This window comes from Craurococcus roseus (assembly GCF_039523795.1).
Taxonomy (GTDB): domain Bacteria; phylum Pseudomonadota; class Alphaproteobacteria; order Acetobacterales; family Acetobacteraceae; genus Craurococcus; species Craurococcus roseus.
On sequence record NZ_BAAAFZ010000008.1, the window covers coordinates 289,185 to 305,371 of the forward strand.

The following is a 16,187-nucleotide window of genomic DNA, read 5'->3' on the forward strand; positions in this document are numbered from 1 at the left end:
GGTGCGCGAGAGGCGGGAAAGGGGCGGGCCGAAGCCCGCCCCCGCCTTTCGTCCGTCCGGCCCGGGCGTCAGAGAGCCCAATCCAGGTCGTTGCGAGCCTCCTGCGTCATGGAAAAGTGCAGGGCGACCTCGCCCCGGCCCACGGCGCCCGAGGCGAGGAGGCCCACCCAGAAGTCGAGCCCCGCCGCGTCCGCCCCGCGGCCGGCGCCGTCCCGGTACAGGCTTTCGACGAACGCCTCGTCCGAGGACGCGCCGTGGCGCGCCCCGAACTCTGCCGAGTCGTCGAACACGTCGCCGAGTGTCCGGAGGTCGATGCCCTGCCCCAGGAGGTTCGACCAATGGAGCAGCCCCGGCGCGTCCGCCTCGCGGCCGAGCGCGCAGTGGTAGAGGCTGCGCGCCTGGATGCCCTCCACGTCGGCGACGAACACGCCCGTCGTGGAAGCCTGCATGTGGCCTCTGGCTTCGCCGCTGCCGGCGATGGCGGCCGCGATCTCCGCCCGGGAAAGACCCCCGTCCAGCGCGTCGGTCCAGAAGCCGCGCTCCGAAGCGTCGCCGCCGCGGCCGAGGAAGGCGGTGTAGAGGCCTTCCACGAACCCGGCGTTCGTCTGCTCCCCGTGGCGCGCTCCGTACTCCCCGCTGGCGAGGAACATGCGCGCCAAGTCGGCCCGTGACGCGCCGTCTTCCAACGCCTGCCCGGCATGGGCCAAGCCCTCCACGTCGCCCCCGCGCCCGAGCAGGCCGAGGTAGAGGCGCGCGAGGAAGGCTTCCGCGGTGCCCGTCCCGATGGACAGGACGCCGTCGGCGAGCCGGACGCTTTCCACGCCGGCCGGCGGCGCGAAGGAGCCGCCGTCGGCGATCATCCCGGCAAGGTCCGTCGAGGTCCACTCGTCCGCGGCGGAGTCCCGCTCGGTCTCGCCGCTTTCCGGCGGCGGCAGCATGATGGCGCGCGCGGCGACCACGCCGGTTTCGGCGGACACCGTCTCGGCCGTCCCGTGCCCGTCGGCCCACGTGGCGACCACGCGGAGGACGTGCCCCACATCGGCCTGCCCGAATGTGTAGGCGGCGGCCGTGGCGCCGGCGATGGGCGTCCAGGCGTCCCCGTCCGCGCGCTCCCATCGCAGCGAGATCGGGCCGATCCCGTCCGCGTCGGCGAGCGGTGAGGTGGAAGCGGCGACCGTCTCGCCTCGCACGGTTCGGCCGGACAAAGCGACCGCGCCGGTCGGGGCGTCGTTCGCGTTGGCGACCGCGGAGGCCGTCACCAGCGTGAAGCGCTCCACCGCGCCGCCGCCGTCGGTGTAGCTCGCCTCGACCTTGAGGCGGCCCCCGACATCGGCGTCGCCGGGGGAGTAACTGGCCCCGTCGGCGCCCTGGATGACCGTCCAGCCGCCCTGCCCGTCCTCGCGTGACCAGACGTAGGCGAAGGCGCCCAGGCCGTCGGCGTCGGTGACGCCTGCGACACTCACCGTGACCGGGCCGTCCTCGGCCGGCGCCCCGCCAGGGCCTGCGAGCAAAGCGGGCGCGCCCACGGGCGCGTCGTCGGCGTTCTCGACCGCTGCGGTCGCGGCGCTGGCGAAGGTTTCGGGCGTTCCGTTGCCGTCGATGTAGCGGACCACCCCGCGCACGGCGCGGCCGACCTCGGCTTGCGTGAGGGTGAAGGTTTCATCCGCGGCGCCGGCGATGTCGGTCCAGCCGCCGTTGCCGTCCGCCACCTGCCATTTGTAGGTGCCGTCCGCGGCTTGGTAGCCGTCGGCGTCGGTGACGCTGGCCGCAGCGGTTAGGGTCTGGCCCTGCCGGGCCGTGCCGGCGACGAGCACGGCACCTTGCGGCTCGTCGTTGACGTTCTCGATCAGCGGCGTGCCGCCGGTGGCTGGCGTTTCCCACTGGCCGTGATCGTCTTGGTAGGCCAGCACCGCGCGTACCGAACGGCCGACTTCGGCCTGGGTCAGGCTGAATGTCGCGGCCGTGGCGCCCGCGATGTCCGTCCAATCCCCGGCGCCGTCGCGCACCTGCCATTGGTACTCGCGGATCGCGTTCTGCATCCCGTCGGCGTCGGTCACCGTGTCCACCAGGGACAACACCTCGCCCTGCTTGGCCGTGCCGACGACGGCCAAGGCGCCGCCCGGCTCGTCGTCGACGTTCTCGACCGCGAGGGTCGGCTCGCTTTCCACGGTTCCGGCCGCGCCCAGACCGTCGGTGTAGGACAGCACCGCGCGGACCGCGTGGCCCACCTCGGCCTGCGTCAGCGTGAAGGTCGCGCCGTTGGCGCCGGCGATGTCGGCCCAGGCGCCGGGCGAGCTTCCCACCTGCCACTTGTAGGCCCGTGCGCCGGCAGCGATGCCGTCCTCGTCGGTCACGCCGTCCAGCAGGCTGAGCGTCTGGCCTTGCCGCGCCGAGCCGGTGAGCGTCACGCTGCCATTCGGCGCGTCGTTGGTGTCCTCGACCGCCAGGGTCGGGGCGCTGGCGACCGTCTCCGGCGTGCCCTGGTCGTCAATGTAGGACACGACCGCCCGCACCGCGCGGCCCACCTCGGCCTGCGTCAGGTTGAAGAAGACCTCGGTGGCGCCGGCGATGTCGGTCCAGGCGCCGGGCGCGGTTTCCACCTGCCACCTGTAGCTGAAGGCGGCGTTCTGCGTGCCGTCGTCGTCGGCCACGGCGTCCACCGCGAACAGGGCCTCACCCTGCCTGGCCGTGCCTACGATCGTGACGTCGCCTTGCGGCAGATCGTTGACGTTAACGACGTCTTCGCCGTCGCTGGAAGCCGTTTGGCCCTCGCCGAACTGATCTTCGTACAGCACCACGACGCGCAGCGACATGCCGGCCTCGGCGTCGCTGGGGATGAAGGTTTCCTGCGTGGCACCGGAGATGTCGGTCCAGGTGATCCCGTCGGCGGAGGCTTGCCATCGCTGGCCGATGACGGCCCATTCCATCGGCGCGTTGGAGTTGTAGCCCAGCGTCGCGTCTTCGGTCGGCACGCCGTCCAGCGTCACATTCCAAGCCATCTAGCTCACCGCTCCAGATCACCGGAGGCGGGGGTCGGCCTCCCCTTTGGAGCACGACTTTCCCGCTTCACGCGAAGCATCCGGGAGCCGGGTTACCGCGGAGTATAGAAACCTGCCTGTTCGTCGCTTTTGGCGACGGTCGGTCACGGCGCGGCGGACCGGAACCGCGAGACGCACAGCCGAAACGCGACGGGGGGCGGGCCGAAGCCCGCCCCCCGCGTTCGCTGGTCCAGCCGCGGTTCTCAGAGAGGCCAGTCGAGGCCGTTGCGGACTTCCTGCGCCATCGAGAAGACGAGGGCGAGTTCGCCCCGCCCCATCTGGCCGGACTCGAGGAAGCCGGTCCAGTAATCCAGCCCCGCCGCGTCGGCCTGCCGGCCCATGCCGGTTTGGTACAGGCTCTCGACGAACGCCCCGTCCGTCGAAGCGCCGTGGCGCGCGTTGAACTCGGCCGACTCGTCGAACTGGTCGCCGAGGGTACGCAGGGCGATGCCTTGCTCCAGCACATTCGACCAGTGGAGCAGGCCCGGGGCGTCCGCCTCGCGGCCCAGGGAGCAGTTGTAAAGGCTGCGGGCGTAGATGCTTTCCACGTCGGCGACGAACACGCCCGTCGTGGAAGCCTGCAGGTGGCTCCCGGATTCCGCGCTGCCCGCGATGCTGGAAGCGACGCCGGCCCGGGAAACGCCCCCGTCCAGCGCGTCGGTCCAGAAGCCGCGCTCCGAAGCGTCGCCGGCACGGCCGAGGAAGGCGGTGTAGAGGCCCTGCACGAACTCGGCGTCCGTTTGGTCCCCCACGCGCGCCTTGTACTCGGCGCTGGAAAGGAACACGTCCGCCAGGACGGCCTTCGGGAAGCCGTCCCGCGCCGCCTCACCCGTGAAGGCGAGGCCTTCCACGTCGCCTTCGCGCCCGAGCAGGCCGAGGTAGAGGCGTGCCACGAACGCCTCCGTCGTGCCCGTCCCGAAGGACAGGACGCCGTCGGCGAGTTGGACGCTTTCGACGCCGACCGGCGGGGCGAAGGTGCCCCCCTCCGCGATCATCCTGGCGAGGTCCGTCGAGGTCCACTCGTCCGCAGCGGCGTTTTCCCGCGTCTCGCCCGGCTCCGGCGGCGGCAGTTCGATGGCCTTGCCGGCGGCGGCGACCGCGCCGGTTTCGGCGACCACCTTCTCGTCGGTCCCGTGCCCGTCGGTCCAGGTGGCGACGGCGCGCAGGACGAGCCCGACGTCGGCCTCCGCGGGCGTGTAGGCCGCAGCGGTGGCGCCGGCGATGGGCGCCCAGCCGCCGTTGCTGTCCGCGCGCTCCCATTGCAGCGAGATCGGGCCGATCCCGTCCGCGTCGGCGAGCGACTCCGTGGACGCGGTTATCGCCTGGCCGCGCACGGCTTGGCCGGAGAGCGCGATCGCGCCGGTCGGGGCGTCGTTCACGTTGCCGACCGCGGCGGCCGTCTCCGCCGTGACGACTTCCTTCGCGCCGCCGCCGTCGGTGTAGCTCGCCTCGACCTTGAGCTTGGCGCCGACGTCGGCGTCGCCGGGTGTGTAGCTCGCCCCGGTGGCGCCCGCGATGGGGCTCCAGGTGCCGTTCGCGCCTTCCCGCGACCAAGCGTAGGTGAAGGTGCCCACGCCGTCGGCGTCCTTCACGGCCGTGACGTCCACCGTGATGGCGGCGTTCTCAACCGGCGCGTTGCCGGAGCCGTAACCCAGCACGGGCACGCCCGTGGGCGCGCTGTTGCCGGCGGCGGCGACGGGCGCGGACGGCGTGCCCAGGACGGTCTCGGCCTTGCCGTCGCCGTCGGTGAAGCTCACCACGGCGCGCAGCGGACGGCCTAGCTGGGCCTCCGTCAGGGTGAAAGGCTGGTTCCCCGAGGCGCCTTCGAGGGGGACCCAATCGCCGTTCGCGTTCTGCACCTGCCACTGGTAGGAGCGGCCGTCCGGCGCGATGCCGTCGTCGTCGTACACGAGGTCGGCCATGTTGACGGTTTGGCCCACCTTGAGCGTGCCTTCGACCGTCAGGCTGCCGCCTGGCGCGATGTTGGCTTCCGCGATGTTCGCAATGGCGTTGCTGTTGACCGACTCCGGGGTGCCCTTGTCGTCGGTGAAGCTCACCACCGCCCGCACCGACTTGCCCACCGTGGCCTGCGTAAGGGTGAAGGTCGAGTCCGTGGCGCCGTCGATCTTGGTCCATGTGTCGGGCGCGGTCTGCACCTCCCACTGGTAGGTACGGCCGCCCGTGGTGCCGTCGGCGTCGCTCACGAGGTCCGCCGAGGTGAGCGTCTCGCCCTGCGTCGCCGTGCCGGTGATGGTGAAGGTGCCGGTCGGCAGGTCGTTCAAGTTGGCGACCACGGCCGCGTCGCTCGTCGCGGTGGACGGGGTGCCGCCCTCATCGATCTGCACGACCACGCGCAGTGACTTGCCGGCTTCGTCGTCGCCCGGGGTGAAGGTCGGGGCCGTGGCGCCCGGGATGGGGGTCCACACGGTTCCGTTGGTGGAACTCTCCCACACCTGGGAGGTGGCGACACTCGCCGGGGGATCCAAAGTGTAGCTCAGTGCTGCGTCTTCGGTGGGGGTGCCGCTGAGGACTACGTTGGTGGCCATGCGATTGACTGCTCCAGGTCGTCGCGGACGGAGGCTGCGCCCCCTTTTGGAGTGCTTGCCTGCGGACGCCTCACGGACCCTCGCCGCCATCACTTACCAGAAAGTTGCTGGTCGCGCGATGAGCGCAACTGCTGGCTTTAACGTGAACCCAATTGCAACCGTTCCGGTATTGGCAGGCCCAGCCGATCCGGCACCTGCCACAGCTCGCGCACCGCCCTGACCGGGCGGAAGCCCGCGGCGATGTAGTTCGGCAGCGCGCGCGGGTGGTCGGCGGTGCAGGTGTTGACCGTCACCGCCCGCGTGCCGCCGGCCCAGGCCGCTTCCACCGCGTGGCGCAGCAGCGCGCGCCCCATGCCCCGCCCGATCGCGTGCGGCAGGAGGCCGAAGTAGGAAAGGTTCACCACCGGCCGGTTGCGCCGGTCCAGCTCGTAAAAGCCGGCCGGCTCCCCTTGGTGCATCAGCACATGCACGCTGTTCACCGGATCGGCGAGGATGCCCGCGAGTTGCTCGTCGGTGAGCGTCCGCCGCAGCCACCACACATGGCGGCGGCCGACGCCGTCGTAGAGGTAGCGGTAGAAGCCCACCGTGCATCGCTCCGCGACCACCACCGCCGCGCCGGGCGGCGATGGCGGACGGGGGCCCTCCGGCGGCCGGTCCATCCGGAGGAAGGTCACTTCGACGGCGACCGGCGTTGCCGGTTCCGCCGCGAAATCCACGCTCAACTGTCCAGGAAGGAGCGCAGCTTCCGGCTGCGGCTCGGGTGCTTCAGCTTGCGCAGCGCCTTGGCCTCGATCTGGCGGATGCGCTCGCGCGTCACGTTGAACTGCTGCCCCACCTCCTCCAGCGTGTGGTCGGTGTTCATGCCGATGCCGAAGCGCATACGGAGCACCCGCTCCTCGCGCGGCGTCAAGGAGGAGAGCACGCGCGTCGTCGCTTCGCGCAGGTTGGACTGGATGGCGGCGTCGAGCGGGATGATCGCGGCCTTGTCCTCGATGAAGTCGCCGAGGTGGCTGTCCTCCTCGTCGCCGATCGGCGTCTCGAGCGAGATCGGCTCCTTGGCGATCTTCAGCACCTTCCGCACCTTCTCGAGCGGCATGCCGAGCTTCTCGGCCAGCTCCTCCGGTTGCGGCTCGCGCCCGATCTCGTGCAGCATCTGCCGCGAGGTGCGGACCAGCTTGTTGATGGTCTCGATCATGTGGACCGGGATGCGGATGGTCCGCGCCTGGTCCGCGATGCTCCGCGTGATGGCCTGGCGTATCCACCACGTCGCGTAGGTGGAGAATTTGTAGCCGCGACGGTACTCGAACTTGTCCACCGCCTTCATCAGACCGATGTTGCCTTCCTGGATCAGGTCCAGGAATTGCAGGCCGCGGTTGGTGTACTTCTTGGCGATGGAGATCACGAGGCGCAGGTTCGCCTCGATCATCTCCTTCTTCGCCTGGTTCATGTCGCGCTCGCCGCGGCTCACCGTGGCGTAGACGCGGCGGAACTCGCCGACCGGCAGGCTGGTGTCCTGCGCGATGCGCGCCATCTGCGCCCGCACGGCCTCCGCGTCGCCGCGGGAGCAGGCGACGAACGTCTTCCACCCCTTGCCGGGCAGCTTCTCCAGGCGGTCGAACCAAGCCGGGTCCAGTTCGTGGCCGCGCCAGTGCTGGAGGAACTCCTCGCGCTTCACCTTGTTGGCCTCGGCCAAGCGCAGCACCTGGCCTTCCAGCGCGGTGAGCTTGCGGTTCAGCGCCTTGAGCTGCTCCACCAGTTCTTCGATGCGGTTGTTGTGCAGGTGGACCTTCTGCACGGCGGCCACCAAATCCTGGCGCTGGTTGTCGTACGCCTTCTCGTCCTCCGGCCCGAGCGCCTCGCCGGCGACGTAGGCTTCCATGCGCCGGGCGGAAAGCTCGGCGAAGCCGCCGTACAGCGCCTCGATCGCCTCGAAGGCGGCGAAGGCCTCGGGCTTCAGCTTTTCTTCGAGGGCCGACAGGGAAAGGCCGGGAGCTTCGCCCTCCTCGCCCTCCTCGAACTCCTCCTCCGGGTCGGGCTGGGCCGGCGGCTCCGGTGTGTCGGCGGAAGCGGTGGCCTCCAGGTCGATCACGTCGCGCAGCAGCATGCGGCCGTCCTTGACCGCCTCGTGCCAAGCGATGATGGCCTTGAAGGTCTGCGTGCTCTCGCAGAGCCCGCCGATCATCATGTCCCGGCCGGCCTCGATGCGCTTGGCGATCGCGATCTCGCCCTCGCGCGAGAGCAGCTCGACCGTGCCCATCTCGCGCAGGTACATGCGCACCGGGTCGTCCGTGCGGCCGAGGTTGGCCTCGTCCACGTTGCCACCGGACTCTTCCTCGTCGTCCTCGGACTTGGCGGCGCCTTTGGGCGCGTCGCCGCCGTCCTCGCCCTCCTCGGAGTCCACCACGTTGATGCCGATGTCGCTCAGCATCGCCATGGTGTCCTCGATCATCTCGGAGGAGACCTGTTCGGAGGGCAACGCCGCGTTGAGCTCGTCCACCGTGACGTAGCTGCGTTCCTTGCCCCGGGCGATCAGCTTCTTGATCGCGGAGCTCATGGTGTCGAGGAGCGCCCCGTCCACCACGTCGTCGCGGCTTTCGACCATGTCGGTGCCGTTCGCGAGCTTGCTAGCCATGCCGTGCTCCACTGCCGACGCGGGCGCCGCAACGCCCCCTGCGCCTCGTGCTGGTTACCGTTTGCTAAACGCCGTACCGTTCGGTCTGTGCGCTCCGTCTCTCGTCGAATGGGTAGCGAGCGGTTTTGTTCATGGGTCCGCGCCCGTCCCCAGGCCGATTTCGCCGCCGCGAAGCGCTAGTCGCGCCTCCGTGAGGTGCTTCAGGCGCCGCTCCGCCGCGGGATCGTTGGTCACGGCCAAGAGGCGCTCCGCCCGGGCGCAATCTTCGGACAATTCGGCTTCGCCCCTCAGGAGGGCGAAAAAGTGCCACCACGCGGCCAGTGCTTCCGCCGGTTGTGCGTCCGGCCGCGCTTCCTTGGCCAATCCCGGTCCACGCAGAGCCCATGTGACCGCCTCGCCTGCTCTCGAAGACGCGAGTTGATCCAGGAGCAATGTTGAGTCAAGCACATCTGCGCGAGCGAACCAGGCGAGTAGGGCGGCGCGAAGGGTCTCGGGGTGGCCTTCGGGGAGGTCAATGCCCGCCAGGGATTCCTCTATTTCCGGTATGATTACCGGGTTCTTTAACAGGATCGCGAGCAGATTCCGGGCCCGTTCGGAGCGGATCGCAGGGGGGTCCACCGCCGCACGTTGTGGCTTGACAGCCACTCTGAAATTTTTCTTGCGACTCGCCTCGAAGAAGCGGTCGAGCAGCGCCCGGCGGTATTCCGACGCCAGCGCCTTGTCGGTGATGGCGCGCGCCGCCGTTTCCAGCCGGGCGCGGAGCGCGGCGCGCTGCTCCGGCGTGGCGGCGGGGCGGCCCTCGGCCAGCAGGTCGTAGAGCGCGGTCGAGAGGGGCTTCGCGCCCGCCAGCACCGCCCGCACCGCCCCCGGACCGCCCTTGGCGAGCAGCGTGTCGGGGTCCTCGCCGTTGGGCAGCGTGGCCAAGCGCAGCGTGCGCTCGGGGGCGAGCAGGGGCAGGGCGATCTCCGCGGCGCGGGCGGCGGCGCGGGCGCCGGCGGCGTCGCCGTCGAAGCAGAGCACCGGCTCGGGCGAGAGTTGCCACAGCTCGCCCAACTGCTCGGCCGTCAACGCTGTGCCGAGCGGGGCGACGGCGCCGCCGAAACCGCCCTGGTGCAGGGCGATGACGTCCATGTAGCCTTCGACGGCGACCACCGCGGCGCCGCGGAAGGCCGCTTCGCGGGCGAGGTCCAGGCCGTAGAGGCCGCGGCGCTTCTGGAACAGCGCCGTTTCGGGGCCGTTGACGTACTTGGGCTGGCCGTCGCCGAGGACGCGCCCGCCGAAGGAGATGGTCCGCCCGCGCCGGTCGCGGATGGGGAACATGACGCGGTTGAAGAAGAAGTCGTTGTAGCCGCCGCCATTCCCCTCTCTCGGCTTCAGCAGGCCGGCCTCGGCGAGCTGCGCCGGCTCGATCCCTTCCGCCGCCTTGAGTTCGGCGGCGAGCGCCCCCCTGCCCTCGCCCGACCAGCCGAGGCCGAAGCGGGCGATGGTCTCGTCCGTGAGGCCTCGGCCGCGGAGATAGTCCAAGGCGGCGCGGCCTTCCGGGCGGTGGAGGCGGGCACGGAAGTTGGCTTCGGCGGCGAGGAGGACGCCGTGGAGGTCGCGCTGGCGCCGTTCGCGGGCCTGGGCTTCCCGGGTGGGCTTGGGGACTTCCAGCCCGGCTTCGGACGCGAGGCGCTCCACCGCTTCCGGGAAGGAGGCGCCTTCGGCGCGCATGAGGAAGGCGATTGCGTCGCCGTGGGCGCCGCAGCCGAAGCAGTGGAAGTGGTCGTCGTAGACGTAGAAGCTCGGCGTCTTCTCGTTGTGGAAGGGGCAGCAGCCCTTCCATTGGCGGCCGTTCCGGTTCAGCCGGACCTTCCGGCCGATCAGGCCGTGGAGCGGGGTGCGCGCGCGCAGCTCGTCCAGGAAGGCGGGGGGCAGGGCCATCTGTTCCGGCGACGGTAGCGGTCGCGGCGGTCGCTCCACAACCGGGCCCGGCCGGCGCGGGGCCGATTGGGGGCCGGGTGTGGCGCCGTTTCCTTGCCGCCTGCCTTATCTCCTTACCATCTTACTATAGCGCCATCCCGCTTCCTTGCCCGCCCTGGCCGCCGCCGGAAGGCGCGACTCGGGCGTTGGCGGGCCCAGCGTACCCTTTACGTTCCAGCGGGGCGAGCGTTTCCGCCGCGCCTCCGCTCCTTGTACCCGGCCCTTGGGGCGCAACCTGTCCCGCGGCGGGCAACGGAAGCGGGGCGGGCGTGGCGGCGAGCAACGGCGGCGGGGGACGGCGGAAGGGTGGTAAACGGCTCCGGGCGCTTCTCCTGGGAGCGGTGGCGGCGACCTTGCCGGGGTGCGCCGCGCTGGCGCCCCGGGAGGCGGGCGTGGACCGGCGGCTCGCCGATCTGCCGCGCGCCGGGCTCGACCTCCGGCGTCCCGTCACCGTCCGCTGGAACGACCACTTGGTCCCTTGGATCGAGGCGGAGACGGACGCGGACCTCGCCTTCGCCCTCGGCCTGGTCCACGGCCACCTGCGCGGCGCCCAGGTTTCGCTGCTGCGGATGGTGGCGCGCGGGCGCCTGTCCGAGATGGCCGGCCCTTTCGCCCGCGACATCGACCACGCGCTCCGCGTCCTCGACTTCGGCCGGGCGGCGCCGGCGATCGAGGCGGCGTGGCCGGCGGAGACGCAGGAGTTCGTCCACGCCTTCCTGGCCGGGCTGAACCACGCGCTGCTCCGCGGCCGGCGGCCGCCGGAGTTCGGGCTGCTCGGCCTTTCGCCCGAGCCCTTCACCGTGGCCGACATGCTCGCGGTCGGGCGGCTGGCGGGCACCGACATAAACTGGCTCGCTTACTTTTCCCTGCTGGCGGAGCGCGGCAACCCGGGTTTCACGCGGCTGTGGCGGCGGACGCTGGAGGCCGGGGCGGGCTTGGCCGACCCGGCCGAGCACGCCGGCGCCGACCCCAAGCGCGCGGCGCTGGGGTCCATCCTGGCCGGGGTCTCGCGGAGCGGCAGCAACGCGGTGGCGGTGGCGCCCTCCCGCAGCGCGTCCGGCGGGGCGCTGCTGGCCTCCGACCCGCACCTCGGCCTGTCCCTGCCGAACCTGTGGCTGGTCGCCGGGATGCGCTCGCCCTCCTTCCACGCGGTCGGGATGATGGTGCCGGGGCTGCCCATCATCGGCCTCGGCCGCAACCCCGGCGTCGCCTGGGGCGGGACCAACCTGCGCGCCGCCTCTTCCGACCTGTTCGACGTTTCGCGGCTGCCGCCTTCGGCCTTCGCGGAGAGCGAGACGGTGATCCGGCAGCGCCTGTGGTTCCGCGCGCGGCGCAAGGTGCGGACCACGACGCTCGGGCCGGTGGTGACGGACGCGCCGCCGGTGCCTTCGCGGAACGGCGAGGCGCTGGCGCTCCGCTGGGCCGGGCACGAGCCGACGGACGAGATCACCGCCCTGTTGCGCGCCGTCCGGGCCCCGGACGCGGAAGCGTTCCGCGAGAGCTTCGCGCGCTTCGGCGTGTCACCGCAGAACATGCTCTACGCCGACCGCGCCGGCACCATCGGCCGCGTCACCGCCGCCGTGCTGCCCGGCCGCGCCGGCTTCCCGGCGGACGGCCCGGTGTTGGACGGGAACGACCCCGCCGCGACGGCGCCCTGGGACCGGCTGCGCGACGCGCGCGACCTGCCGCGGCTGGAGAACCCGCCGGAGGGCGTGATCGCTTCCGCCAACGAGAACCCGAACACCTGGGCGGAGGACCCGCCGCCGATCGGTTGGTTCTTCAGCGACGGCGACAGGGTGGAGCGGCTGCGCCAGTTGCTGCTGGCCAAGCCGAAGCTGACGCCGGCGGACATGGCGGCGTTGCAGATGGACACGCGCGCCCCCAAGGCCGCCGCCCTCGCCGCCGGGCTGCTGGCGCGGTTCGACGCGCTGCCGGGCGGCCCGCCGGAGCCGGCGATGCTGGCGCGGTTGCGCGGCTGGGACGGCGACTACGCGGAGAACAGCGAGGCGGCGCTGGTGTTCGAGCTGCTGCTCGGCAAGCTGGTGCCGGCGTTGCTGCCGGAGGGCCGCAGCGGGGGCGGGCGCGGCGCCGAGACCGGCTGGAATTTCTTGACCACCTTCGCGCTGCGCGACCTCGACGCCCTGCCGCCGGAGCGGCGGGAGGCGGCGCTGCGGGCCGCGGCGGCGGAGGCGGCGCCGCTCGCCGCCCGGTACCGGACCTGGGGCGAGGTCCACCGGCTGCGGGCGGCGCATTGGCTGGTCAACGCGCCGGTGGTGGGCCGCCGCTTCGTGTTCGGCACCTACCCGGTCGGCGGCTCGCGGGAGACGCCGATGAAGACCGGGCACGGGTTGGTGTCCGGCCCGCACGAGGTGAGCTTCGGCTCCATGGCGCGGTTCGTGTCCGACCTCGCCGACCCGGACGCCAATTGGTTCACGCTGTTCGGCGGCCAGGACGGCTGGCTCGGCAGCGCGGCCTTCGCGGACCAGGTGCCGCTCTGGCGCGAGGGCCGCGGCATCCGCGTGCCGCTGCGGCCGGCCACGGTGGCGGCCGAATTCCCGCGCGCCACGGTGCTGTCGCCGCGATGAGCCGGCGGAACGCCCCCTTCGACGCCACGCCGCTGCTGCGCGCGGTGGCGGGGCGGCGGCTGGCGCGGATCAAGGCGCTGGACCCTGCGGAGGCGCAGCGCTCCTTGCTGCTCCGCCTCGTGCGCCGCGCCGCCCGGACGCGCTTCGGCCGGGCGCACGGCTTCGGCTCCGTCGACAGCATCACCTCGTACCAGGCGCGCGTGCCGCTCCGGCGCTACGAGCAGTTCTGGGAACAGTGGTGGCGCCCCACGGCGCCGGTGCTGGTGGACGCCACCTGGCCGGGGCGGGTGCCGTACCTCGCGCTGTCCTCGGGCACCACATCGGGCACCACCAAGTACCTTCCGGTGACGCGGCCGATGGTGCGGGCGAACCGCGGCGCGGGGCTGGACACCTTGGCGTGGCACCTCGCCGCCCGCCCGCGGAGCCGCGTCTTCGGCGGGCTGTCCTTCATGCTCGGCGGCTCCACGGCGCTGGAGCGGGTGGCGCCGGGCGTGCGGCAGGGCGACCTGTCGGGCATCGCCGCGGCGGAGGTGCCGGGCTTCCTCGGCGCCTGGAGCTGGCCGCCTCGCCGGCTCGCCTTGATGGCCAACTGGGACGCCAAGCTGACGGCGCTGGCGGAGGAAACGCCGGCGGCCGCCATCCGCGTGTTGACCGGCACGCCCTCCTGGCTGCTCGTGCTCTTGGAGCGGCTGGCGGCGCGGCACGGCTCCCCGCCCCTGCCCGGGCTGGAGCTGCTGGTCCACGGCGGCGTGGCCTGGGCGCCCTACCGGGACCGGCTCGCGCCCTTTCTGCCTCCGGGCGGCTGCGACACGCGCGAGGTGTACCCGGCGAGCGAGGGCTTCGTCGCCATCGCCGACCGCGGCGAGGGCGAAGGGCTGCGCCTCAACCTGGACCGCGGCTGCTTCTTCGAGTTCGTGCCGGTGGGCGAGCTGGACTCGCCAGCGCCGACGCGGCACTGGGCGGCAACGGTCGAGACCGGGGTGGACTACGCGGTCGCGGTGACGTCCTGCGCAGGGCTCTGGTCCTACCTGCTGGGCGACACGGTGCGCTTCGTGGACCGTTCGCCGCCGCGGCTCTTAGTAACGGGACGCACCGCCTACGGGCTCTCGGCCTTCGGCGAGCACCTGACGGGCGAAGAGATCGAGGCGGCGCTGCTCGGCGCGGCGGCGGCGGAGGGCCTGCTGGTGGCGGAGTACACCGTGGGTCCGGTGTTCGAGGGCGTGCGCGGCGGGCACCGCTGGCTGGTGGAGACCACGACGCCCGCCGGCCCAGGCGCCGCGGTGTCGCTCGCCGAGTCGCTGGATCTCGCGCTGCGGGAGGCCAACGACGACTACGCCGCGCACCGGCGAGGCGCGCAACTCGCCCCGCCCGAGGTGGTGTTGCTGCCGCCGGGCGCCTTCGCGGCGTGGATGCGCTCGCAGGGCAAGCTCGGCGGCCAGCACAAGGTGCCGCGCGTCATCGCCGACCCGGGGCGCTTCGCAACGGCGGAGGCGGCGTTGCGAGGCGTCGGCGGCGGCAAATGAGGGCGGGGCGGCTCAGCCGCCTTTGGCGCCCGTCTCCTCGTCTTGGTCCGGCGCCGGGGCGCTGTTGAGCTGGATGTAGCGCTCGATGCCGATCTGCTTGATGAGGTCGAACTGGCGGTCGAGGAAGTCCTCGTGCTCCTCCTCGTTCGCCAGGATGCGCAAGAGCAGGTCGCGCGAGACGTAGTCGCGGACCTCCTCGCAATGGGCGATGCCGGCGCGAAGGTCGGTCAGCGCCTTCTCTTCCAGCTTGAGGTCGGCTTCGAGGACCTCCCTCACGCTCTGCCCGACCAGCACCTGGTTCAGCCGCTGCACGTTGGGCAGGCCGCCGAGGAACAGGATGCGCTCGATCAGCCAGTCGGCGTGGTGCATCTCCTCGATGCTCTCCTCGTACTCCTTCTTGGCGAGGAGGGTCACGCCCCAATGGCGGAGCGTGCGGGCGTGCAGGAAGTACTGGTTGACCGCGGTCAGCTCGTTGGTGAGCTGGGTGTTCAGGTGTTCGACGACCTTCGGATCGCGCAACGCCATGACGGCCCGTCTCCCGGTTGGACGGGCGCCATTCGCGGCCGACCGCGCCCCGCGGTCAAGGGGCGGGGACGGGCTCCCCCTTGGGTCGGCCGGGCGGCGGCGCCCAGGCCGCCGCGGCGTCCCGGATGGCCGCCACCATCGCCCGGGCGCAGGAGCTGCACTGGGCGCGGCACCCGCAGGCGCCGTAGATGTCTCGCGGGCGGCAGGCGCCGTCGGCGACCGCTTGGCGGACCTGCTTGTCGGTCAGCGCGTTGCAGAGGCAGATGTACATCCCCCGGCCGCCCCCGCTCAGCGCCAGCCCGCGCGCTGCATGATCTGGAGCGCCTGCGGCCCGAGCTTGGCGTACTCGGCGGCGTTCAGCCGGTCCTCCCGGAAACTCCCGAACGCGGCCAGGGCGGGATGCACGGGCGCGTCCTCCACCACCGGGTACTCCATGTTGCCGACCGCGAAGATCTCCTGGGCGCGGGCGCTGGTGAGGTATTCGACGAAGCGTACCGCGGCTTCGCGGTTGGGCGCGGTCGCGACCACGCCCGCGCCCGACACGTTGACGTGGGCGCCGCGGTCGCCAGGCGCGCCGTTCGGGAAGACGACGCCGATCCGCTCGGCCACCTGGCGGTCGTCGGAGCGCTGCGAGATCGCCATCTGGCCGAGGTAGTAGGTGTTGGAAATGGCGAGTTGGCACTGGCCGGCGGGGATGGCGCGGAACTGGTCGCGGTCGCCGCCCTGCGGCGGCCGGGCCATGTTGGCGACCACGCCGCGCGCCCACTCCTCCGTCTTCTCCGGCCCGTTCGCGGCGAGGATGGAGGCGACCAGGCTGATGTTGTAGGGGTGGTTGGAGGAGCGGACGCAGACCTGGCCGCGGAAGCGCGGGTCCGCGAGGTCCTCCCAGCGCGCGAGGCCGGCGGGCGGCCCCTTCTGCTTGTCGTACATGACGACGCGGGCGCGCTTGGACACGCCGAACCAATTGCCCTCCGGGTCGCGCAGGCTGGCCGGGACGCGGGTTTCGAGCACCTGGGAGCGGACCGGCTGGAGGATGCCCGCCTCCTTGGCGCGGGCGAGGCGGGCCGCGTCCACGGTGATCAGCACGTCGGCCGGGCTGTTCCGCCCCTCGCTCTGGATGCGGGCGATCAATTGGTCGGCGTCGCCCTCGATCAGGCGCACGCGGATGCCGGTGTCCTTGGTGAAGGTGTCGTAGAGCGTGCGGTCGGTGTCGTAGTGGCGCGAGGAGTAGAGGTTCAGCTCCCCGCCCTGCTGCTGCGCCGAGGCAGGGAAGGCCCCCGCGGCGCCGGCGGCGGCGAAGAGCGACAGGCCGGTGATGAAGCGGCGGGCGACGGCGCGCATGGCGAAACCTCTCCGGGCGTTGTTCCCGGGGGTGT

At 72.1% G+C, this 16,187-nt stretch carries 10 protein-coding genes; 2 read left to right on the plus strand and 8 right to left on the minus strand.

Annotated features, from left to right (window positions below; genetic code table 11):
* Positions 1–68: 68 nt before the first annotated feature.
* From ABD067_RS04330 to dnaG, 5 genes are all read right to left on the minus strand, one after another.
* Positions 69–2,999, minus strand: coding sequence for a DUF4214 domain-containing protein (locus ABD067_RS04330; RefSeq protein ID WP_343893935.1), 2,931 nt, complete (start codon positions 2,997–2,999; stop codon positions 69–71).
* 242 nt (positions 3,000–3,241) lie between these two features.
* A complete protein-coding gene (locus ABD067_RS04335) occupies positions 3,242–5,584 on the minus strand; it encodes a DUF4214 domain-containing protein (protein ID WP_343893936.1) in 2,343 nt (780 codons plus the stop codon).
* 137 nt (positions 5,585–5,721) lie between these two features.
* Entirely contained in the window at positions 5,722–6,243 is a 522-nt protein-coding gene (locus tag ABD067_RS04340; RefSeq protein ID WP_343894179.1) for a GNAT family N-acetyltransferase, read from the minus strand.
* 59 nt (positions 6,244–6,302) lie between these two features.
* Positions 6,303–8,216 carry an RNA polymerase sigma factor RpoD gene (gene rpoD, locus ABD067_RS04345; protein WP_343893937.1) on the minus strand — a complete coding sequence of 638 codons (1,914 nt, stop codon included), beginning with the start codon at positions 8,214–8,216 and terminating at the stop codon, positions 6,303–6,305.
* Between the two features lie 129 nt (positions 8,217–8,345).
* Positions 8,346–10,139 (minus strand): DNA primase, encoded by a 1,794-nt coding sequence (dnaG, locus tag ABD067_RS04350; protein ID WP_343893938.1) that lies wholly within the window; start codon positions 10,137–10,139, stop codon positions 8,346–8,348.
* A gap of 431 nt (positions 10,140–10,570) precedes the next feature.
* Between dnaG and ABD067_RS04355 the strand changes: the two genes are divergently transcribed.
* Positions 10,571–12,763: a penicillin acylase family protein gene (locus ABD067_RS04355; RefSeq protein ID WP_343893939.1), complete on the plus strand. Its 2,193-nt coding sequence runs from the start codon at positions 10,571–10,573 to the stop codon at positions 12,761–12,763.
* Positions 12,760–14,286: a GH3 family domain-containing protein gene (locus ABD067_RS04360; protein WP_343893940.1), complete on the plus strand. Its 1,527-nt coding sequence runs from the start codon at positions 12,760–12,762 to the stop codon at positions 14,284–14,286. The genes ABD067_RS04355 and ABD067_RS04360 overlap by 4 nt, the downstream gene beginning before the upstream one ends.
* A gap of 12 nt (positions 14,287–14,298) precedes the next feature.
* On the opposite strand, the gene bfr is transcribed toward ABD067_RS04360, so the two are convergent.
* Genes bfr through ABD067_RS04375 form a run of 3 tightly spaced genes read right to left on the minus strand, consistent with a single transcriptional unit; the run spans position 14,299 to position 16,152 of the window.
* Positions 14,299–14,811, minus strand: a complete 513-nt coding sequence (gene bfr, locus ABD067_RS04365) for a bacterioferritin (protein WP_343893941.1) — start codon at positions 14,809–14,811, stop codon at positions 14,299–14,301.
* Positions 14,812–14,866: 55 nt separating this feature from the next.
* Positions 14,867–15,082, minus strand: a complete 216-nt coding sequence (locus ABD067_RS04370; protein ID WP_343893942.1) for a (2Fe-2S)-binding protein — start codon at positions 15,080–15,082, stop codon at positions 14,867–14,869.
* A gap of 17 nt (positions 15,083–15,099) precedes the next feature.
* Entirely contained in the window at positions 15,100–16,152 is a 1,053-nt protein-coding gene (locus ABD067_RS04375; protein WP_343893943.1) for a Fe(3+) ABC transporter substrate-binding protein, read from the minus strand.
* Positions 16,153–16,187 lie beyond the last annotated feature (35 nt).